General features: G+C 35.5%; 20 protein-coding genes. 5 read left to right on the top strand and 15 right to left on the bottom strand.

Going from position 1 to position 22,468, the window contains the following annotated elements; genetic code table 11:
* Positions 1-21 precede the first annotated feature (21 nt).
* The 3 genes from ODE14_RS03715 (at position 22) to ODE14_RS03705 (ending at position 4,690) form a co-directional block, all read left to right on the top strand.
* On the top strand, positions 22-1,059 hold the full coding sequence (locus ODE14_RS03715) for a PLP-dependent cysteine synthase family protein (RefSeq protein WP_263603014.1): 1,038 nt from the start codon (positions 22-24) through the stop codon (positions 1,057-1,059).
* A gap of 72 nt (positions 1,060-1,131) precedes the next feature.
* On the top strand, positions 1,132-2,406 hold the full coding sequence (locus ODE14_RS03710; RefSeq protein WP_263603013.1) for an aminotransferase class I/II-fold pyridoxal phosphate-dependent enzyme: 1,275 nt from the start codon (positions 1,132-1,134) through the stop codon (positions 2,404-2,406).
* Between the two features lie 88 nt (positions 2,407-2,494).
* Entirely contained in the window at positions 2,495-4,690 is a 2,196-nt protein-coding gene (locus ODE14_RS03705) for a B12-binding domain-containing radical SAM protein (RefSeq protein WP_263603012.1), read from the top strand.
* 102 nt (positions 4,691-4,792) lie between these two features.
* On the opposite strand, the gene ODE14_RS03700 is transcribed toward ODE14_RS03705, so the two are convergent.
* From ODE14_RS03700 to atpD, 3 genes are all read right to left on the bottom strand, one after another.
* Positions 4,793-5,614: a hypothetical protein gene (locus tag ODE14_RS03700; RefSeq protein ID WP_263603011.1), complete on the bottom strand. Its 822-nt coding sequence runs from the start codon at positions 5,612-5,614 to the stop codon at positions 4,793-4,795.
* Positions 5,615-5,694: 80 nt separating this feature from the next.
* Positions 5,695-5,976 (bottom strand): FoF1 ATP synthase subunit delta/epsilon, encoded by a 282-nt coding sequence (locus tag ODE14_RS03695; protein ID WP_066436270.1) that lies wholly within the window; start codon positions 5,974-5,976, stop codon positions 5,695-5,697.
* A gap of 55 nt (positions 5,977-6,031) precedes the next feature.
* Positions 6,032-7,540 (bottom strand): F0F1 ATP synthase subunit beta, encoded by a 1,509-nt coding sequence (atpD, locus tag ODE14_RS03690; RefSeq protein ID WP_169230663.1) that lies wholly within the window; start codon positions 7,538-7,540, stop codon positions 6,032-6,034.
* A 216-nt stretch (positions 7,541-7,756) separates the two neighbouring features.
* On the opposite strand from atpD, the gene ODE14_RS03685 reads away from it, so the two are divergent.
* Positions 7,757-8,680, top strand: coding sequence for a bifunctional riboflavin kinase/FAD synthetase (locus ODE14_RS03685; RefSeq protein ID WP_263603010.1), 924 nt, complete (start codon positions 7,757-7,759; stop codon positions 8,678-8,680).
* A gap of 34 nt (positions 8,681-8,714) precedes the next feature.
* On the opposite strand, the gene ODE14_RS03680 is transcribed toward ODE14_RS03685, so the two are convergent.
* Both ODE14_RS03680 and ODE14_RS03675 read right to left on the bottom strand, forming a co-directional pair.
* Positions 8,715-12,467 carry a transglutaminase domain-containing protein gene (locus ODE14_RS03680; protein WP_263603009.1) on the bottom strand — a complete coding sequence of 1,251 codons (3,753 nt, stop codon included), beginning with the start codon at positions 12,465-12,467 and terminating at the stop codon, positions 8,715-8,717.
* Between the two features lie 17 nt (positions 12,468-12,484).
* Complete coding sequence (locus tag ODE14_RS03675; RefSeq protein ID WP_248393583.1) at positions 12,485-12,838, bottom strand: MmcQ/YjbR family DNA-binding protein; 354 nt, start codon at positions 12,836-12,838, stop codon at positions 12,485-12,487.
* 157 nt (positions 12,839-12,995) lie between these two features.
* Between ODE14_RS03675 and ODE14_RS03670 the strand changes: the two genes are divergently transcribed.
* Positions 12,996-13,643, top strand: a complete 648-nt coding sequence (locus tag ODE14_RS03670; RefSeq protein WP_263603008.1) for an NAD(P)H-binding protein — start codon at positions 12,996-12,998, stop codon at positions 13,641-13,643.
* 90 nt (positions 13,644-13,733) lie between these two features.
* Here the strand turns inward: ODE14_RS03670 and ODE14_RS03665 are convergent, their stop codons facing one another.
* From ODE14_RS03665 to ODE14_RS03620, 10 genes are all read right to left on the bottom strand, one after another.
* Positions 13,734-14,528 carry a tetratricopeptide repeat protein gene (locus tag ODE14_RS03665; protein WP_263603007.1) on the bottom strand — a complete coding sequence of 265 codons (795 nt, stop codon included), beginning with the start codon at positions 14,526-14,528 and terminating at the stop codon, positions 13,734-13,736.
* Positions 14,529-14,584: 56 nt separating this feature from the next.
* The gene (locus tag ODE14_RS03660; RefSeq protein WP_263603006.1) at positions 14,585-15,163 is read right to left on the bottom strand and encodes a glutathione peroxidase; all 579 of its coding nucleotides are present in this window, start codon (positions 15,161-15,163) and stop codon (positions 14,585-14,587) included.
* A 20-nt stretch (positions 15,164-15,183) separates the two neighbouring features.
* The gene (locus ODE14_RS03655) at positions 15,184-15,846 is read right to left on the bottom strand and encodes an outer membrane lipoprotein-sorting protein (protein WP_248393588.1); all 663 of its coding nucleotides are present in this window, start codon (positions 15,844-15,846) and stop codon (positions 15,184-15,186) included.
* A gap of 117 nt (positions 15,847-15,963) precedes the next feature.
* Positions 15,964-16,686, bottom strand: a complete 723-nt coding sequence (kdsB, locus tag ODE14_RS03650) for a 3-deoxy-manno-octulosonate cytidylyltransferase (RefSeq protein ID WP_263603005.1) — start codon at positions 16,684-16,686, stop codon at positions 15,964-15,966.
* Between the two features lie 22 nt (positions 16,687-16,708).
* On the bottom strand, positions 16,709-17,299 hold the full coding sequence (locus ODE14_RS03645; protein WP_263603004.1) for a hypothetical protein: 591 nt from the start codon (positions 17,297-17,299) through the stop codon (positions 16,709-16,711).
* Between the two features lie 136 nt (positions 17,300-17,435).
* A complete protein-coding gene (locus ODE14_RS03640; protein ID WP_263603003.1) occupies positions 17,436-18,689 on the bottom strand; it encodes a pyridoxal phosphate-dependent aminotransferase in 1,254 nt (417 codons plus the stop codon).
* A gap of 105 nt (positions 18,690-18,794) precedes the next feature.
* Positions 18,795-20,510: a phospho-sugar mutase gene (locus ODE14_RS03635; protein WP_263603002.1), complete on the bottom strand. Its 1,716-nt coding sequence runs from the start codon at positions 20,508-20,510 to the stop codon at positions 18,795-18,797.
* 82 nt (positions 20,511-20,592) lie between these two features.
* Positions 20,593-20,949, bottom strand: coding sequence for a four helix bundle protein (locus ODE14_RS03630; protein ID WP_248393593.1), 357 nt, complete (start codon positions 20,947-20,949; stop codon positions 20,593-20,595).
* A gap of 82 nt (positions 20,950-21,031) precedes the next feature.
* A complete protein-coding gene (locus ODE14_RS03625) occupies positions 21,032-21,733 on the bottom strand; it encodes a DUF2807 domain-containing protein (protein WP_263603001.1) in 702 nt (233 codons plus the stop codon).
* Positions 21,734-21,739: 6 nt separating this feature from the next.
* Positions 21,740-22,468 carry a DUF3667 domain-containing protein gene (locus tag ODE14_RS03620; RefSeq protein ID WP_263603000.1) on the bottom strand — a complete coding sequence of 243 codons (729 nt, stop codon included), beginning with the start codon at positions 22,466-22,468 and terminating at the stop codon, positions 21,740-21,742.

Below are 22,468 nucleotides of genomic sequence, written 5' to 3'. Positions count from 1 at the left end.
TTTATTGAAAAATAACAAATAATGAGTAATGTTTACGATAATATACTTGGCCTAATAGGAAATACTCCTATGGTGAAGATTAACACTGTGACGAAAGAAATTCCTGCAACTGTTTATGCCAAGTTAGAATCATATAATCCTGGACATTCCACAAAAGATCGAATCGCACTTCATATTATAGAAAACGCTGAGAAAAAAGGTTTATTAAGAGAAGATTCCGTAGTCGTAGAAACTACATCGGGAAATACAGGATTCTCAATCGCTATGGTTTGCATTATTAAAGGATATAAATGTATTCTTGCAGTAAGTGATAAAACTAAGCCTGAGAAAATTGCCTATCTGAAGGCATTGGGAGCTACTGTTTATATTTGTCCTGCCAACGTTCCTGCAGATGATCCGAGATCATATTATGAAGTTGCCAAAAGAATAGCTTCAGAAACACCCAATTCAGTATACATCAATCAATACTTCAACGAACTGAATATTGATGCACATTATCAGACTACCGGCCCTGAAATCTGGGAACAGACGCAAGGTAAAATTACTCACCTTTTTGCGTGCACGGGAACCGGCGGAACACTGTCCGGATCAGCAAAATTTTTAAAAGAGAAAAATCCAAACATCAAAATCATTGGTGTTGATGCAGACGGATCTATTTTAAAAAGCTATCATGAAACAGGAGAAATTCATAAAGAAGACGTGCATCCTTACCAGATTGAAGGAATGGGAAAAAATTTAATTCCTTCTGCCCTTCTTTTCGATAAAGTAGATGAATTTGTAAGGGTAAACGACGAAATGTCTGCTTACAGAACCCGTGAGATCGCCCTGAAAGAAGCTATTATGGGAGGATATACTACAGGAGCGGTTACCCAGGCATTAATACAATATGCCCAGTCTCACGAATTTTCAGAAAATGATATGGTAGTTTTGATTTATCCTGATCACGGTTCCAGATATATTACCAAAGTATACAGTGATAAATGGATGGCAGAGCAGGGTTTTGTAAACAACTGTGTTCACAACTACGATGAAGTTTTTAAAACCGAATTTATTAAATAAGGATAAAAAAGTTATACAAATCAAGCCTTTTTGTAACCACAAAAGGCTTTTTTACTTAAAATATTAATAAAAATGTTGGATATTTTTGACAGAATAAAAGAAAATCCAGGACCTCTTGGACAATTTGCAGATTATGGTGAAGGGTATTTTATTTTCCCGAGATTAGAAGGACCTATCGGCCCGAGAATGAGATTTCAGGGAAGAGAAGTTATTTTCTGGAGTGCGAACGACTATCTTGGAATGTGTAACCACCCGGAAGTGTTGGAAGCTGATGCGAAAGCTGCCGCAGAATTCGGAATGTTTTACCCGATGGGTGCAAGAGCAATGTCCGGAGAAACGGAGCAACACCTGCAATTGGAAAAAGAGCTTGCTGATTTTGTACAAAAAGAATCTGCCTATTTATTAAACTTCGGATACCAGGGAATGGTTTCTACCATTGATGCCTTGGTAGGAAGAAATGACGTTATCGTTTATGATGTTGACTCTCATGCATGTATCGTGGATGGTGTCCGTCTTCACGCAGGAAAAAGATTTACTTACAGACACAATGATATTGCAAGTCTTGAAAAAAACCTTGAAAGGGCAACCAAAGTAGCCGAAGAAACCGGAGGCGGTATTCTTGTAATTACTGAAGGGGTTTTCGGGATGAGAGGACAGCAGGGAAAACTGAAAGAAATCTGTGAATTAAAATCAAAATATCAATTCAGGTTATTGGTTGATGATGCACACGGATTCGGAACACTGGGTGAAACCGGGGCCGGGGCTGGTGAAGAGCAGGGATGCCAGGATCAGATCGATGTATACTTCTCTACTTTTGCAAAATCAATGGCCGGGTTCGGGGCTTTTATCGCAGGTGATAAAGAAATTATCAGATACCTGAAGTTCAATTTAAGATCTCAGATCTTTGCTAAGTCTCTAACAATGCCAATGGTAATAGGAGGTTTGAAAAGACTGGAACTGTTAAGAACAAGACCTGAAATCAAAGCGAAGCTTTGGGAAAATACCCACAAGCTTCAAAACGGTTTAAAAGAAAGAGGTTTCAACATTGGTGATACCAACACATGTGTAACTCCGGTAATGATGCAGGGAACTCCAGTGGAAGCAACCCTTTTAGTGAAAGACTTGAGAGAAAACTATGGAATCTTCACATCTGTAGTAGTTTATCCTGTGATACCTAAAGGAATGATTCTACTAAGATTAATTCCTACAGCATCACATACCGATTCTGAAATTAATGAAACACTAGCCGCTTTTGAGGCTATTCACGATAAACTTGTTGGCGGTCATTATAAAGATCAGGAGCAAAAACTGCTTGCCGAACAAGGTTTAAGTTTTAAAGAAATTTAAAAAGTATACATTAAAACCACTGAATGATCAGTGGTTTTTTTTTGAACTAATATATTCTGAAAACCTTAACTTTGCAAAAATTTTACTGTTGAAAGACCTGCTTCTAATCACTCCGCCTTTTACACAACTTAATACACCCTATCCTGCTACCGCTTATATCAAAGGTTTTTTGAACACTAAAAACATTTCATCTTTCCAGGCAGATTTGGGAATTGAGGTTATTTTGGAGTTATTTTCCAAAAACGGAATCAGCAACATTTTCAACAAAGAAATTGAGATCAGCGATATTTCTGAAAATTCACAGCGTATTTTTTCATTACGGGACGAATATATCAAGACCATCGATCAGGTAATTTCTTTCCTGCAGGGCAAAACACCAACCCTGGCAAGACAGATCTGTTCCATGAATTTTCTTCCGGAAGCTTCACGTTTCAACCAACTGGATGATATGGAATTTGCTTTCGGAAATATGGGGCTTCAGGATAAAGCTAAACATTTGGCAACCTTATACTTAGAAGATATTTCAGATTATATTGTAGAGAATATTGATCCCGATTTCGGTTTTAGCAGATATGCGGAACGTTTGGGAAAAAGTGCCAATTCGTTTGATGAACTTTATGCAAAAATTATTGGGAATGAGACATTTATTGACAAAATCACTTTAAAAGTACTCAATGAAAAATTAGCTTCTGCTCAGCCAAAGCTGGTTTGCTTTTCAGTTCCTTTTCCAGGAAATTTATATTCTGCATTCCGATGTGCAAAATTCATTAAAGAAAATTATCCACACATAAAAACAGCAATGGGTGGTGGTTTTCCAAATACTGAATTGCGCGAAGTTAAAGATCAAAGGGTTTTTGAATTTTTTGATTTCATTACTTTGGATGACGGAGAACTACCAATCGAACTGCTTTATGAAAATATTTGTCATTCTGAACAAAGTGAAGAATCTCAGTTCAAAAGAACTTTTTTAATTGAAAATGAAAAAGTTACCTATAAAAATAATTCTTCCAGGCACGATTATAAACAAGCCGACATCGGAACTCCCGATTATTCAGATTTATTGCTGGACCAATACATTTCGGTGATTGAAATTGCCAATCCGATGCACAGTTTATGGAGCGACGGAAGATGGAACAAACTGACAATGGCTCACGGATGCTATTGGGGGAAATGTACTTTCTGCGATATTTCTTTAGATTATATTAAAATCTATGAGCCTGTTTCTGCAAAAATTCTTGTAGACAGAATGGAAGAACTGATTCGTACAACCGGGGAAACAGGATTTCATTTTGTGGATGAAGCAGCACCTCCGGCTTTGATGAGAGAAGTTGCTTTAGAAATTCTGCGGAGAAATCTTGTAGTAACCTGGTGGACTAATATTCGTTTTGAAAAAAGTTTCACCCAGGATTTATGTTTTCTTCTAAAACTTTCCGGATGCGTTGCTGTTTCGGGAGGACTTGAAGTGGCAAGTGATCGTTTGCTGAAATTGATCGATAAAGGAATTTCAGTTGAACAGGTTGCGAAAGTGACCAGAAATTTTACGGAAGCAGGAATCATGATCCATGCTTATCTCATGTATGGTTATCCTACTCAGACCGTTCAGGAAACAGTGGATTCCCTGGAAATGGTTCGCCAGCTTTTTGAAATGGGAATTTTGCAAAGTGGATTCTGGCACCAGTTTGCAATGACTGCCCACTCACCTGTCGGATTAAATCCTGAAGAATTTGGAGTTACCCCAATAAAACAGGAAATTTATTTTGCAAACAATGATGTGGATTTTACAGATCGCACAGGAATCAATCATGGAAAATTTAGTTTGGGTTTAAAAAAATCACTTTTCAATTATATGCACGGAATTAATTTTGAGCTTCCTCTTCAGGAATGGTTTGATTTTAAAATTCCAAGAACAACCGTTCATCCGGATTATATTCATGATGCCTTGCTTGAAAATGATGATTTTACATTTAAAGGAAATTCGAAAATAATTTTTTTAGCCAAAAACGTAATCGCTGAGAATCGAATAAAAACAAAAAAGAAGTACAATTATGCGTACACGAAAATTACAGTACACTTAAAAACCAATATTGTAACTGCTGACTTTGATGAGCTGCATGCTGCATGGCTGATAAAAATATTCAGTGAATACTCAGTTGAAAATATGAAAAAGCCTACACTTCAGCAACTTAAATCTGATTTTGAAGAAAATTTTGAAAATTTTGAATTATTCTGGTTTTCAAAACCGATGCAGCAATTGAAAGAAAATGGAGTAATTTTGAGTCTGTAAATTTTTAATAATATTCTTAAAATAAAAAAAACTCCAGATTATTTCCGAAGTTTTCTATAATTTTTAAAACTATTCAAGCTATATTAATGCAAATTTCTACCATCATTTCTCAATACCATCTCTTTTAACTTCTCCTACAATTACTTTTTCCTGGATTTTGATAAAATTCGGATCCAGAATTGCCATTCTTTCGGCTATGGCTTTATAGGTTGGAAATTTCAGAAGAGATGCACGTCCTGACATTTCCCTGTATAAGGTAAACGTTTTTCCACCAGCTGTTTTAATTTGTTTTGTAGTGGTAATGTATTTTCCGATGTATTTGCTGTTGGCATCATAAATTTCAATATCTACAAAAGTTTTATCAGTAATCGTATCTTCAGATCCAAAGCTTACAGGCAAATTGGTAAAATAACCTACTGGTTTTCCATTACTTAATATTTCACCGACATTATTGACGGTTATATTTAATTTATCAATTTTGCTTCTGGTGGTATATGCATCTTTCGTTTTGCTATCAAGTTTTCTTTTAGGAGCAGTTTTGAAAAGTTCATCTAAATTTTTGATATTGATTCCTCTTTCGTCAATAATCTTCAGGCTTTTTACACAGGTATAAGCAGCAGATTTTTCTTCCCCCGAAAATGCAGATGGTGAAACATAATCCAGCTCAAGTGTTTTATCCTTATTATAAATTCTGTTTAATTTAATATAACTGTCTCTTACAGAGTCTACTATACTTTTATCTACAAATTCCACAGTGTAGATCGGAGTCTCTTTAAGATCCATAAAAGTATAGACATTAGATTTATTAAAAACTTTGGCAACGTGCACACCTTCAAGCGTTACAATTCCTCTTTTGATTTTTACTGTTTGAGCATGAAGCAAAAAACCCAGAATTGTAAACATGATAATTAAACTCTTCTTCATAAAACCAGATTTTACATAACATAAAAAAAGTGTAACCAAAGTTACACTTTCTTGAAAAATATATTTAGCTTTTCATTTAATTATTCACAAAGGATAATTCCTTTATTATGATTAAATTCTACAACACCGCTTTTGATAGGATAAGAAAAAACAGAATCTTTCTCATTTTCTTTGGTAAAATACTTATTATACGCTTCATCAACAGACTTTGTGTACAATTTCACTTTACCACCGATCAAAGAAGAAACAATTCCTGCGTGGTTTTTCATGATGTGGAATTCACCATTTTTTCCAGGCAATAATACCGAGTCTACTTCTCCTTCAAAAACTACGTATTCTGGTGTTAAAATTTTTATATTCATTTTAATTGCTTTTGGCTTTTGGCTAATAGCTATGGGCTATCAGCAATTAGCATTATTATGCGTTATCAGCTAACATTTTTTGTCCGGCTTCGATTGCTTCTTCGATGGTACCTTTCAGGTTGAAAGCTGCTTCCGGCAAGTGATCCAATTCTCCATCGATGATCATGTTAAATCCTTTGATGGTATCTTTAATATCTACTAAAGATCCAGGAATACCTGTAAACTGTTCTGCTACGTGGAAAGGCTGAGACAAGAATCTCTGAACTTTTCTTGCACGGTAAACCACTGATTTGTCCTCTTCAGAAAGTTCTTCCATACCAAGGATGGCGATGATATCCTGAAGTGCTTTGTATCTCTGAAGAATTTCTTTTACTCTCTGAGCACAGTTATAATGTTCTTCACCGATTACTTCTGGAGCAAGGATTCTTGAAGTAGAAGCCAATGGATCTACCGCTGGATAAATACCTAAAGAAGCAATTTTTCTATCTAGTACCGTTGTTGCATCCAAGTGGGCAAATGTAGTTGCCGGAGCCGGGTCAGTTAAGTCATCCGCAGGTACGTAAACCGCTTGTACTGAAGTAATTGAACCATTTTTAGTTGAAGTAATTCTTTCCTGCATCGCACCCATTTCAGAAGCAAGCGTCGGTTGGTAACCTACCGCAGATGGCATACGACCAAGAAGTGCAGATACCTCAGAACCAGCCTGTGTAAAACGGAAGATGTTGTCTACGAAGAAAAGTACGTCTCTACCTTGTCCGCTTTCACCACCGTCTCTATAATATTCAGCTAATGTAAGACCGGAAAGTGCTACTCTCGCTCTTGCACCAGGTGGCTCATTCATCTGTCCGAAAACGAATGCCGCTTTAGATTCTTTCATAGCTTCCAAATCTACTTTAGAAAGATCCCAACCTCCGTTTTCCATAGAGTGCATGAAATCTTCACCATATTTGATGATTCCTGATTCCAACATCTCTCTCAAAAGGTCATTTCCTTCTCTCGTTCTTTCACCTACTCCGGCGAAAACAGAAAGACCTCCGTGTCCTTTTGCAATATTATTAATCAACTCCTGGATCAATACGGTTTTACCTACACCAGCACCACCGAACAAACCGATTTTCCCCCCTTTTGCATAAGGCTCGATAAGGTCGATTACTTTAATACCTGTAAATAAAACTTCAGCAGAAGTTGAAAGTTGATCAAATTTTGGAGCTTCTCTGTGGATAGGAAGTCCTCCATCCTTAGAAATATTCTGAAGCCCGTCGATAGCATCACCAACAACGTTGAAAAGTCTTCCGTTTACAGCCTCTCCGATTGGCATTGTAATAGGATTTCCGTATCCGATTACATCCTGCCCTCTTTTAAGACCATCAGTAGCATCCATTGCGATACATCTTACCGTATCTTCTCCAATATGCTGTTCTACCTCTAAAACTACTTTTTCACCGTTATCCTTTGTAATTTCTAACGCGTCATAAATGCTTGGAACTGCTTCCACATCAGTAAAGACAACGTCGATTACCGGACCAATAATTTGAGAAATTTTACCTTTAATTTGGTTTGCCATTGCTAAATTTTTTCTTGGTGCAAATATAATGATTCTTGCTTAACCCGCAATTGGTAAAAAACAGATTTTTATCATACTTTTATTCAATGTAGCAATATACAGTTTACCAATTAAATCGCTGGTGATAGAAAGTGCTGGCTTTATATATTGTTAAATTAATACATTGCTATATTGTTACATTAGTTTGCTTATATTTGCAGTCAAAATTTTTTCATTTTGAAAGTTTTCAGGAATTTTAATGATTATACGTCTCAAAAACCTTTAGCATTATCTTTAGGGATGTTCGACGGGGTACATCTCGGGCATAAAAGTATAATCGATGAATTAATAAAAGTAGGTACGGAGAATCACCTTGAAATAGCAATACTTACATTCTGGCCTCATCCAAGATTTGTTTTTAATCCGAATGAAGATTTAAAGCTTCTCAATACGCTGGACGAGAAAAAATTTCTTATGGAAAAATATGGTATTGACACTTTATTTTTAAAAGAATTTGATGAAGAATTCAGAAATCTTACCGGCGAGGAATTTGTAAGAAAAATTTTGGTTGATAAACTTAATATTAAGTATCTTATTATTGGTTATGACCATTCTTTCGGTAAAAATAAAAGCGGAAATTTTGAACTGCTTCAGAAACTTTCCAAAGAACTGGATTTTGAAGTTGAGCAGATGGAAGCCATTAATATTCATGAAAATAACATCAGTTCCACCAAAGTTCGAAATGCTCTTTTATCGGGGAATATTATTGAGGCCAACGAAATGCTCGGCTATTCCTACTCTGTCTCCGGAACAGTTGTTCATGGTAAAAAAATAGGGCGCACCATTGGTTATCCAACTGCCAATATCGAAACAGATCAGGTTAAACTTTTGCCGAAAAAAGGTGCTTATATTGTAGAAGTTTTTCTTAAAAATCAGCAATACAAAGGAATGCTGAGTATCGGGACCAATCCTACTGTGAATGGAGAAAAGCTCACTGTTGAAGTGTATATTCTTGATTTTAACGGAGATATTTATGACGAAAAAATTACCGTTGCCTTCAGGGATTTCCTGCACGATGAAATTAAATTTGAAGGTCTTGAAAAACTGATTGAAAAACTGGATGAAGATAAAAAACGAACTGAAAATTTCATTTTTAAATAAAAAAAGCTTACAATTAATTTGTAAGCTTTTGTTTTTATTTATACCCTAAAATCTGGTTTTCTGCATTCATAGCCTCTTCTACGAATTTTTTAAATTCGGTATACTGCCCGACTTTAATATTATCCCAGGGTGTATCAGCAATCCTGGTAATTTTCAGCTTGTTGTTCTTTACCAGCTCATAGTTGATAGAATATTTAAAATTGTTGTACGCCAATGTTTTATTTTCCGGAATTTCAATAAATTTCATGGTCTCCGGGATATTCAGATAAACTTCTTCAAAATAATTTTTCTCTTTCTCATATCTTGTGTACACAATATCCGTTTTCCGGTTTTCCGTAGCTACAATTTCTTTTGTGAAAGGCTTTGTTACGAAAGGAATTTTCATAATTTTCAGACTGCCTACAGACTGCGGTTTATCATTTACACTAAACTGAACTTCGTATGCCAAAGGTTTTGAAGTAAGATCTTTTCCTTCCAGAAGTTTGACGGTTTTTACACTGATGACTTTATCCAAAACAGACCCAATTTCCTCTTCTACATTTTTCTTGCGGGAATCATCGGTCTGAGATTCCTGAAAGAAATTGTTGTAATAACTTTTAGATTCTCCTGTTACGTATTGTTTTACGGTAAAATTCTGATCATCTCCGTTTACGTTAACTTCACTGGTGGTTTTAAATATTGACTCTGCATTATTGGCAGACGGGATTTCTATAAGACCTGCATTTCCCGATGAATTCTTATCCGTATCGATAACCAAACCTTTTGCTTTGTAGTTGCCTTTTACAAGGGAATTAAAAGGAAGAAATTTGTCCGTCATTTCAAGGAAGGTTTCTTTTCCTTCAAGATTTACTTTTACGATACAGTGATTAAAGCTTAAGTTCGGTAAAAGCAAACGCTGTGCGGAATTATCGTTGGTCTGTACCAGCACGAGATTGGATCTAAGTCCGGCCTGGTTTCCAAGAATTACAAACAATGTCGAAAGATCTTTACAGTCGCCCAGCTTTGTACTGAGTGTTTTAGAAGGCTTCTGAGGAATGTAACCGCTCTGGCGGAAATCTACCGAACTATACGTTATATTTTTTTCAATATAATTATAAATTTTTTCTGCTTTCTCTGCATCGTTCATTCCTGAAATTCCTGATGGAAAAATTTCTTTAAATGCTTTTTCCACCACTTTATCCGAGACAAGACTTTTTCTTGTAAGATCTGAGTACCAGGTCGCAATTTCCTGCCATGTTTTGATGGAATTTGCCGTTACGGAAATGGTTGTATCATAAAAGGTCGGTCCGAAATATTCATCAAAATTCACTTCTTCCAGATTATTAAGTTTCCAGGTCTGGTATAATTTCCCATCTGCTTTCTTCTTCGCAGACACTACTTCTTTATTATTGCATTTAACCTGATAATTTAGATTTTCCGGCGTTATTACGGTGAAGACAGATTCTACAACGGGATATTGCGAATTAAAATAAGAGCTTACATTAAAATCTTTATAAAATCTTCCGCTCTTTCTTTCTAAACTTTCTATCTGGATAAGAATGACATCTCCCACGGCAAGATTGGTAAATACAATCTTTTCCGATGATCTTTCTCCCGGAATAATACTTCCGTCCGGCTTTACGATTTCTGCTTTGATGACATCATCATAATAATCGATTCCGTATTCCTTCAGTTCTTCGATTCCGTTCTCGGAAGTAATTTCATAAGCGTATGTGCTTCTTTTCTTAAAGCCTCCTTCATCATAAACATTTACAATATACTCATCCAAGAGTGTTGTAACGCCTTTTTTTCCTTTAGCTGCGTTCTTTCTTCGGTCGCTTACAAGCTTATAAAGATCTTTGATGCCTACTTTATCAATTTCATCTTCTGTATGGTCAAGATCTCTTAAAAGTTTGTGCATCTGCTCATTGTCCGTATTATGAGAAAGAGAAAGTTTGGCAAATTGTACAGCTTCTGTTTTTTTGTTCAGTTTTGCCAGATATTCTGCTTTAGCAGCCGGCAGCGAGTAAGAATATGGGAAATTGGCCAAAGCATCTTCAAGTCCGGTTCCGTATTCAGGGTTCTGAACATTTTCGTCGAGAAGGTTCAGGTACTGGACTCTGAAAGAATTTACGGAAGGATATAATTCCATATATTTTTTAAGAATTTTTTTCTGATCTTCTACACGATTTGATTTCTGGTACAAGCTGTAAAGCGTGTTCATAATATCAGGACTGCTCTTCTGTGCATATACATCTTCAAATTTTTTGATGGTAGAGCTCTGGTCCTTTTTATCCATATCTTCCAATGTGGTAAAAATACTGAAGAACCTTTCGTTGTTGGCAAAATCTTTTTTAAGATTCGCAATGTGCGACTTGGCTTTTTCCATATCCCTGTTTCGCATTGCGATAACTACATCAAAAAAACCACCTATAGATTTAGCTTTGGTTTTGTTTAAAATATTCCTGTATTTTTCAAGTTCCTGAATAGACATATTCTGGAATTTATTTCCATCCATCATTTTCAGAAGCGGCACGAGAAAATATTCAGAATCGTTAATCTCTATGTTTTTGTATATTTCGTTGACCTTTTCTTTATCCTCAAGGTTGTTGTAATAGGAAGCCAGAAGACTCTGTACTATCGATGATTTGGGATAGCTTTTCATCATCTGGTCAATAATTTCTTTTGCCTGATCGTTCTGGAAATTGTTAAGATAACCTGCGGCCAGTAAATATTTATAGAAAAAACTATCCGGATTCTCAGCGACTTTTCCTTTTAACAGTCTTTCAAACTTCAGGGGAAGTTCTTTTGCCTGTAATTGTGCAGGGGAAGTTTTCTGATATGCTTTATACGTATCAAAATACTTCAGATCAGAGATCTTCTGATAATTGGTATCATACGGCACCACCATAAAGGCAGTTTTAGCATCTTTTACATCAAACTTCAGCAGAAGCCTGTTCATCCCCTTTGGTAATGAAACTTCCACCAGATGTGATCCCAGATTTGTATAGCCATCTGTTGTGCTTGCCAGGATTTCCGTATCATTCAAAAACAACCGGAATTCTGCATTGGTATCTACTTCCAGTAGAATTTTTCTTTCAACCGGATTTTCGATGAAACTTTGGGCATACATGATCCCTCTGCCATATTCCGTTTCATTGATGAAAAATTCAAAACCGTCGTTAGATGGAAATTTTCTGTTATACCAGCCGACATATCCGAAACTGTTGGCATTGAAGAGCTTGTCGCTTTTGGCTATATTTTCAGGTTCATATTCATTGTAAAGTCCGCTTCCGTTAAGGTTTTCAAATACACCTGCATACTGCCATTGATCAATGCGTTTAATTTTAGACAAAAAATCGTCTGCACTTTTGTAGTTATTCCTGATTCTGTCTAGTGTCGCTTTAAATTCAATAACCGATACATTTTCTCCATATAACGGATGCTGTGCCAAGAAATCAACCTTTTTGTATGAGTTATCATCAAATCCCGAGTTTTCATAATCTGCCAAAAGAAATGTTTTTTTTAATATCGGGTACAAATAAGAATCATCCAGCTTAAAATCGGCAAAATTTTTAATGAATGTTTCGTCAAAAATCATCTGTCCCATTTCTTCATCAATCATTGCATCGAGAAAGAGATTTTCAAAGTCTTTTGTTGTATTATTTTTTAAATTTTTATCATAAAAGTTTCGTGCTTCTACTCTTTTATTGTTTAGCAAAAGTTCCCAGGTTTTAGACTGTTCTTTAGATTGTGCAAATGCACCAACGGACAAAAAGTAGACCGCGGAAATTAGTATTTTCCTCATGTTCGGATTAGTTTTATTTAGGAATTAAGTATTGTATTCTGAATTTTTCTGGTTAAAGATTTAAAAACAAGTTCGTAGGAATGATCAATAAGCTGAAGGATAAGCTCTCTCTTCAGTCCGTTGATCTCAACGGAATTCCAGTGGGTTTTGTTCATGTGATAAGCACCGGTAATCTGCGGATATTGCTCGCGAAGTTCTGTACTCCATTCAGGATCCGTTTTTACGGCGATTTGCAATGGCTGTCTTTCTAAAGACATTAAAAGAAACATTTTTCCGCCAACTTTAAGGACAAGTGTTTCGTTATCAAAAGGAAAACTTTCAGTAACACTCTTTTTAGCATTGCAGTACTCTAAAATTTCGTTAGCATCCATGGTTTATGTGTAATAAGTAATTGGTAATGAGTAATTTTTTATTGACGATTAATGATGATTGATTAATGATCTTATCTAAAGTTTATTTTATCTAATTGTTTATTGTTCCAAATTTAGTAAATTTAAGAAGCAAACAACAATTCACAAAAAGATTATTATGAAAGCTTTAATCATTGGTGCTACGGGCGCTACCGGAAAAGACTTGATCAACCAGCTGATTACAGACAAAGATTTTGAGGAAATTACAATTTTCGTGAGAAAACCGGTTGATATTCAAAATGATAAGCTAAAAATACAGGTAGTGAATTTTGATCATCCGGAAGAATGGAAAGATAAAGTAAAAGGTGATGTTGCTTTTTCCTGCCTGGGAACAACCTTAAAAGCAGCCGGAAGCAAAGAAGCACAGAGGAAAGTAGATTTCGAATATCAGTATGAATTTGCCAAAGCTGCCAAAGAAAATAACGTGGAAGATTATATTCTGGTTTCTGCATACGGTGCCAATCCGAAATCCAAAATATTTTATTCCCGAATGAAAGGCGAGCTTGAAGAGGCTGTTAAAAAATTACATTTTGAAAAAATCACCATTTTTAAACCTGGAATGCTGAAACGGAAGGACTCCGACAGAACGGGGGAAGTTCTTGGGAGCAGGATTATCAAGTTTGCGAATAAATTAGGACTTTTAGAAAGCCAGAAACCGCTGCCAACAGATATTTTAGCAAAGGCGATGATTAATTCTTCAAAAATAAAAAGCAACGGCTATTCCAGCATAAAACTGGGAAATATTTTCTGTTTTGCCGAGAAGTGATACTTGATAGATATAAAAAAGACAGTGTAACAACGTCCGGATTTGAATGGGTACATTGCTACACTGTATGTATTGATATATTATAATTTTCTAACTGAACTCGGCAGCCAACTTTTTTTTGATGTCCGGAACACCTTCTTTGTTCTTTATTTTATTATACATCTTATTGGCTTTCTTAATCATCTTTTCGTCATTTCTGCTTTTCCCAATTTTTATTAATGAGAGTGAATACAGCGAAAGATAACCTTCATCATTTTTATAAGTACCATAGGCGTCTTCTAGGTACGGAAGCCCAGCTTCATAATCTTCTTTCATGGCATACAGCATTCCATACATATAGACTACATCATCTTTAATCTTCCCTGATCTTTTATATATTTCCTCTGCCTGCTTAAGATTTTCCAGGCCTTTATCGTAATCTCCTATTACAATGGAGGTATTCCCGATTCCATAATAGCCTTCAGGATTATCCGGAAAATATTTTACCATTTCCTCGTACTTCTCACGCGCTTTATCAACTTTTCCGAATCTCATAAACTGTATGGCAAGATTTTGCTTAAATATCGGAGCTTTATTTTGGGCAAGGCTGTCTGCTACATAATATAAAACCAAAGCTTCCTTGTGCAGATTTTGCAGTCTGGCATAATATCCTGCAAGGAAAAAAACATCACAATATTTAGGATCTTCTTTTGCCGTTTTGAATAAAGCCATGGTTGGTAAGAGATAATTTTTAGGGAAATTTAGAGCAGAAATTGCATCTTCAAATATTTTTTTTGAATCTGCTTTTTCCGGTGTGCAATAATTCGTTTTTCCTAAAAAATAAGAATCCTGGGAGAATCCTTTTATGGAAAAAATCAGGATAAAAATGATCATCAGTTTTTTCATGGTTTAAAATTAAAAAAGTGGATAAAAATCCACTCAATAACGATATTTTTTGTTATTTATTTCAAATACTTGGTAATTGCTTCATCAGTAGGCTTCGTAGTACTTACAAATGAATCAATCAGTTTTCCGTTTTCGTCAATTAAGAATTTTGTAAAATTCCAGAGAATCGTAGTATTTTTTACTCCGTTCAGATCTTTTTCAGTTAAATATTTAAAGATTGGTGCCGTATCATTACCTTTTACGGAAACTTTTGCAGCCATCGGGAAAGTAACCCCGTAATTTTTCTGGCAGAAAGCACCGATTTCCTTATTGGTTCCCGGTTCCTGCCCTCCGAAATTATTGGCCGGAAATCCTACTACCACCAATTTGTCTTTATATTCCTGCGAAACTTTTTCGAGATCAGCATATTGCGGTGTAAATCCGCACTCTGATGCCGTATTCACGATAAGAATTTTCTTTCCTTTGAAATCTGCAAAGTTGATCTGCTTTCCTTCTTCCAGGGCATCCACCTTGAAATCATATATTGATTTTCCCATAAGTTGATTGGTTTTGGCTTTAGATTCTTCACTTTTTTTCTGAGCACAGCTGTTGAAAAATGCAACTACCGAAAGAAACATTAAAAATAACTTTTTCATAACTCCATTTTATTATTTGATTAAAATTTGAATGTATTGTCCGGAAATACTTTATTGATATCAACTCTGTTGATCAACATTACATAGTCACCGTCTTTTTTTGCACTTGATGATTCTATCCTGAAAGGCAACAACAAATTTCCTACCTTTTTATAATCTGAGTACAATAAAGTTTCATCTTTTTTTACTTCTTTTACAAGCATATAGCTTTTCGCATCAAAGTAGTAGACGTTTACATTAACATTTTTCGTTAATTCAACTTTATGACAGTAAATATTTCCAATTTTTTCCTTTCCTAAATATTTAGCGTCAAAACCTTTGCTTTCCCAGTCGATAAAGTCATTGTCAAAACTTTCGGGGCTGTAATCCGGATATTCCTGAACTTTATTGGTTGCATAGTTCATAGCATATCCTTTTTTTCCATCATACCCTTCAATGGCAGTATCTTTCCCTCCGATGGTGATAACCGTTTTCGTAAGATTGGGACGCTGCTGATAGATTTTGATCGGGTATTCATCTCTCACGCCTAAAATCACTTTTCCCTGAAGTAATATGGAATTTAAAAGTTTCCAATTGGTTAATCCTCCGGATAATTCTATATTTTTATCAATAATATCCTTTGCAGTCTGGGCAACAATTGAATGCGAAAATATCAGGACGAATACTAAGAGTAACTTTTTCATTAATTTCATTTTATCACGCCAAATATAAGGCTTTTTTAATTTGAAAATTTGAAATTGCAGCAGTATGAAAATACAAAAACTGACATCATATTTCAAATTATCTATTTAAAAAAATTCTCAAATTAACTTTCTTGCTTTTTCAAGATCTTCAGGTGTATCAATTCCTACTCCTACAAAATTGGTCTCTATCATCTTGATCTTCATGCCATATTCAAGATAACGGATGCATTCTATTTTTTCCGAAATTTCCAGGGGCTTCATTTCCAGTTTTGAAAACTGAATCAAAGCATGCTTTCTGAAAGCGTAAACGCCAATGTGCTTAAAATACTCAACATGATAGGAAGTTTCGCGGTGAAAAGGAATCACAGAGCGGCTGAAATACAGCGCAAAACCGTTGTTATCGGTAATTACTTTTACATTATTCGGATTTTCAATTTCTTCTTTTTCATGAAGCTTTATTTTTAGGGAAGCTAAAGAAATTTCCTGATTTTCGTCGTGATGAAAGACTTCGATGAGCTGTTGTAAAGGTTCAAGTTTTAAAAATGGTTCATCTCCCTGAACATTGATCACGATATCGCAATCAATATTTTGTACCGCTTCCGCAATACGGTCGCTTCCGGTTTCATGCTGCCCGGTCATCACTGCTTTTCCGCCGTTCTTTACAATTTCATCAAAAATAATTTCGGAATCCGTTGCTACAAAAACTTCATCAAATAAACCCGTTTCCACCACATTCTGATACGTTGTTGTGATAACGGTTTTTTCTCCTAACATCTGTATCAGTTTTGCCGGAAAACGGCTTGCTTCGTAACGTGCGGGGATAACTGCAATGATTTTCATTTTTATATTTTTTGATGTAAATTTAATTTAAATAATTAACCAGAAAAATGATTCCGTAAATCCATGATAGATATAAAAAAGAGTAAAATAACCCAAAACCTAAACTTTTCGCTAAATTTCCTCTACAGTATTTTGAGTTTTTAAATACCAATCGTAAAGCACGGAAAAAAATCCAGTACAGCATGGCTGCAAATAATAAAATCATTACCCAAAAGAAAACACCTAAAAAATAAAGCAGGAAAGTAAAAAGAACTGCTATTACGAACCACAAAATAATTGAAAGGATAATACTTCCGATACCATCACCAACAGTGGGCGGATCAAAATTAAAACTATCAAGTAAAGGCATTTTGTCTGCAGCCTTCTTTACTCGTTCGCTGTTTAATATATTTCCAACATTTTCCTTTAATTTAAGCCCATAATATAAACCTAAACTGATGAAAAGGAAAAATGCAACTCCCAAAATTGAAGTTGAAAAAACAAAATTCTGTAATAAAGTCCTTTGATAAGATAATCCCGACAACCAGATACTTAAAACAACTACAACAATAACTGTCAAAGTACATAAACTCAACAGTTTGGTTTCAAGAAAGTTCTTTGAAGGAATTTTCATTTTTTATGCATAGAAATATTACATTTAAAAAACACTTCGACTCCGCTCAGCGTGACATCTCTAAAAAAAAGCTGCCAATACTGCATAATTAGTCTTAGAGTTGTCATGCCGGGCTTATCGAAGCATATATTTTAAACTATTTCAAATCGTTCAAAGCTCTTTCCAGTTTCGGCATCATGACTTCAATTTCGTCGATAGCCAAACCTCCTACAGAAGCTCTGAACCAAGGCTCAGACTTATCTTCTCCGAAAGCAGAGAAAGGAACCAGCGCAACTCCTGCTTCATTAATAAGATAGAAAACAAGATCAGAAGAGTTTTTAATCACTGTTCCGTCCGGTTTTGTTTTTCCGATGTAATCTAATTTAATGGTAAGATAAAGCGCGCCCATCGGCTCGATGCTGTCAACAGTTAATCCTTTACCTTTCAGATCCTGGATTCCTGCATGCAGAACTTTCAGACTAGCTTCTAACTTTCCTTTAAAATCTTCAACAAAAGCATTTACATCATCAGGGTTTTCATAATATTTTGCGGTAGCTTCCTGTTCAGGTTTTGGCGCCCAAGCTCCTACATGTGTAAGAAGCGCTTTCATTTTATCCATGATATGAGCTGGCCCGAATCCCCATCCTACACGAACGCCCGTAGCGGCAAGACATTTTGAAATACCGTCGATGTACACTGTATATTCTTTCATTTCCGGGAAAAGAGAAACCGGATCTACGTGCTCTGCACCGAAAGTAAGGTTAGAGTAGATCTGATCATACATTAAGTATAATGGTTTTTCATCATCCCCTCTTTTTTTGTTTTCCGCTAAAACCAATTCGCAGATTTCTGAAAGCTGATCTTTAGTAAACATCGTTCCCGTAGGATTCAGTGGTGAACAGAGAGCCAGCAGAACGGCACCTTCAAGATGCGGCCTTAAATCGTCTGCCGTAGGAAGAAAATTATTTTCAGGAGTTGTTTTTACTTCTATTGCATCAGCTGAAGTAAGGTATGCATAATGATTATTGTTCCAAGAAGGAATTGGGTAAACTACTTTGTCTCCTTCGTCTACGATAGTTTTGTATACAGCATAGATCAAAGGTCTTGAACCAGCTGTGATCAGAATATCGTTTGGAGAATAATCCAGGTTCCATCTTGTTTTTAAATCTTTTGAAACTTCTTTTCTTAAAGATAAAAGTCCGTTAGCAGGCGGATAATTTGTCAGATTATTCTGATACGCTTTCTGAATTTCCTCCTTTAATTTGGCAGGAATGGGATAAATATTAGAATTAAGGTCACCAATCGTCAGGTTGGCAATCTCCGCTCCTTTTGCCTTTAAATCGTTTACTTCATTACCAATTTTTACAATTTCAGAACCGATCAGGTTCGCCGCTAATTTTGAAACTTTCACTTTATTTAATTTAAATTTATTTAATATAATAATTAAACAATATACTCCTGTAACAGTGTAACCATGTTGTAATTGGTAAACTGCTAGATTGATACATTGCTATATTTAATTGAGTTGTAAATCTCTTTTTACCTCCTGAATTTTAGCTTCCAGAGATTTTAATTTATCCCTGAAATCCGCTTCAGAAGTAATATCATCTTTTACCGATATGTAAAACTTGATCTTAGGCTCCGTTCCGGAAGGTCTTACACAAACTTTAGTCCCGTCCTGAGTGTAATAAATCAATACATTCGACTTTGGAATGTCGTCCATTACCTTTTTCTCATTCTTTGAAACGATGAAATTCGTTTGTTCTTTAAAGTCTTTTACTTCTTCTACCGGCGATCCTGCTAATGATTTTGGCGGGTTTTCACGGAAGTTCTTCATCATATTCTGAATTTCTTCTGCTCCGTCTCTTCCTTTTCTTACGAGATTTACCAAACCTTCATAATACATTCCGGTTTCCTGATAAATTTCAATAAGATATTGATACATTGTTCTTCCGTTCGCTTTACACCATGCTGCGATTTCGCAAGCTAAAACAATACTTCCGCAAGAATCTTTATCACGCACAAAATCTCCTGTCATAAATCCGAAGCTTTCTTCTCCGCCGCAAATGAATTTTTCCTGGCCTTCAAAATCACGGATCATTTTTCCGATCCATTTGAATCCGGTTAAACCAACTTTACAGTCAACCCCGAATTTCTGTGCAATATCAAAGAAAATATCAGAGGTTACGATAGTAGACCCTATGAATTCTTTCCCGGTAATTCTTTCCTGCTTTCTCCATTCATTTAAAATATAATAAGTCAGGATGGTATTCGTTTGATTTCCGTTCAGCAGTTGAATCTCTCCATCCAGGTTTCTTACGGCAATTCCCAATCGGTCTCCATCCGGATCTGTTCCGATTACGATATCAGCATTGGTAATTTTAGCAAGATCCATTGCCATTTCCAGCGCTGCCGGTTCTTCAGGATTGGGAGAATCTACCGTTGGGAAATTTCCGCTTGGGATCATCTGTTCTTTTACCAGGTCAATCTTTTTGAAACCTGCTCTTTCTAAAGCCTTAGGAACAGTGGTATACGTTGTCCCGTGAATGGATGTGAAAACAATATTCAGGTTTTCTTTTCCCACATTCTGATATGTAGAATTTTTGATGCATGCATCAATGTAGACATCATCCTGCTCCTCTCCGATCCATTCTATTAAATCATCATTTCCGTTGAATTTGATTTCTTCAAATTTTACGGAATATACTTCGTTAATAATCGCTTCGTCATGTGGCGGAACAATCTGCGCACCGTCATTCCAATATACTTTGTAACCATTGTATTCCGGCGGATTATGAGATGCCGTTAAAACAATTCCTCCGTGGCATTTCCTGTCTCTTACCGTAAAGGAAAGCTCCGGGGTTGGCCTGTGATTTTTGAATAATAATACTTTGATTCCGTTTGCCGTTAAGACATCAGCTACTAATTTTCCAAATTCCCTGGAGTTATTTCTTACATCATAAGCAATGGCAACTTTAATTTCTTCACCTTGAAACTGCTTTAACATATAATTCGCAAGTCCCTGTGTAGCTTGACCTAAGGTATATTTATTTAAACGATTGGTTCCAACACCCATAACTCCTCTCATTCCACCTGTTCCGAATTCTAACTCTCTGTAAAAAGAATCTTCCAGGTCCGGCGAATTACCCTCAATTAATAATTGGACGGCACTTCTTGTTTCTTCATCAAATGACTCGTGTAACCAAAGTCTTGCTTTTTCTAATGTTGTCATATTTGTATTTCGTGTATTTTTGGGCCGGAAGTTGGAAGATGGAAGCAAGGAAGTCTTCCAGCTTCAAACTTCCAGCTAATTATTATTCTTTTATCCTATTTCTAAATGCTATAATCTGGTTCATTATATTATAGCTTTCATTATATAATTTATTAAAATCATCTTCTGAGATATATTTCCTATTTTTCGCTTTATATAAGCAGGTTACCACTTCAGCTAAAGAGCGGATAGAGTATCCTAAAAACTTTCTAAACTCTAATCTTGACTGTAAAATACTTCCTTCAGAAATATTAAGAGCAATAGAATCAGAAGCCCTTCTAATTTGTGATGTTAAATTAAAGGATTCATCTTTTGGGAAATTTTGAGATAATTTAAAAATATATTCCCCAAAATTCATAGATTTCTGCCAAATAGTTAGTTTCTCAAATTTAAAACTCATCAGCTATTATTTTTTCCATCATATTATTTGTGTGTTTAATCTTCCATCCTCCAGCTTCTCTCTTCCAGCCTTTTCTTATCTATTAATCCAGTTTTTTATTTTCCACTTTTGCGTTTTTATCAATTTTAAATGCACGGATCGGATCGTTATAATATGTAAATTTCGCTGTATTCTGAATCTGACCTTTCAATGAATCTTTCACATTGACTTCAGCATAATTTCCGTTTTTAGATTCGATATTCAGGTTTTCAATTTGCCAGTAAGGAGCAATCAGGCTTGCCGTATCAGAGATTTTTATAACAGCATCTTTGGTCTGCCCCAAAAAGTTTGCTCTGCTTCGGTTCTGCATCCCTACTTCTGCTCTCCTTGTGTTTACCGAACCCATAAATGTAGCGTAATTTTTTAAATTAAGCTTAAAATTATCGGTTTTAATTTCACTTGAAATATTCATTTCTACAGAATCTGAAATAGCAATTTTTTCAAGGTTGTATTTTGAATAGATGGTAATATTATAAAAATCAACTCCTTTTGTCCCCCGTTTTTCTTTAATCGTTAATGTTTTATCATCAACATCCACATCAAGATTATCAGCAACATTAGGATAGGTTTCAATCTCCACAAAGTTTTTAGTTCCTCTTGCGTAGAATACACGAAACTTTCCTTCCAGATCCAGATTTACAAATTCCGGAACTTCCACATCTTTTCTTTCAATATTTCCTTTTGGAGAAACTTTTCCGCAGGAAATTACCGATAATACTAAGAATATATATACAATACCTTTCATATTCATTTAAAATACTTCATATAAGATTAAACCTATAACCGAACTTTCCAGTCCCATTAAAAAATACAATCCCGCTACTCTCCAAGCTAATTCCCATGTTGTAAATGAATTTTTAAATGCATTCCAATACGTAACAGCAGGAAAAAGAACAGCAATACCGAATAAGGCTCTGTCAATACTATTGAAAATCCTTGAAACCGGTTTCCACAGACTAATAAGACTTACAATATCATCCAACAAAAATAAGGTTAAAATTCCTAAAAGACTAACAGTTCCGATGATAAAATGCTCCGCAATATTCAATTTTATTCTTCTGAAAAGAAAATATGCATTGACTGCAAGCATCGGAATAACAATAAATAAAATAGCTTTTGAATATTTTGACAGGAAATCTTTAACCTCGGAATCTTCGGCAAGAACCTCTGCCGGTGCAAATTTTTCATAATAATGCAATCCCAGTACATTAAAGCTGAAAAGAACCAGTAACAACGGGATAAAATTGTTGTATCTGATTCTTTTTCCTGCAATATAATTCATCGCCGTCTTTCCGGGACTGAATATAATATCTCTTAAAGTATTGAAAAACCGGGCTTCAAAATGCCAGATCGATCCTAAAATATCATTTTTAATAATTGAACGGGGAGTTATTCTTGCCGTGTCGGTTTTCTGTCCGCAATGAGGACAAAACTCATCGGAAACTGAATGACCACAGTTTAAACAACTCTTTTGATTCAT

Origin of the sequence: Chryseobacterium sp. PET-29 (assembly GCF_025736815.1) — a bacterium.
Classification (GTDB): domain Bacteria; phylum Bacteroidota; class Bacteroidia; order Flavobacteriales; family Weeksellaceae; genus Chryseobacterium; species Chryseobacterium nepalense.
This window is presented reverse-complemented; position numbering and strand designations above follow the sequence as displayed.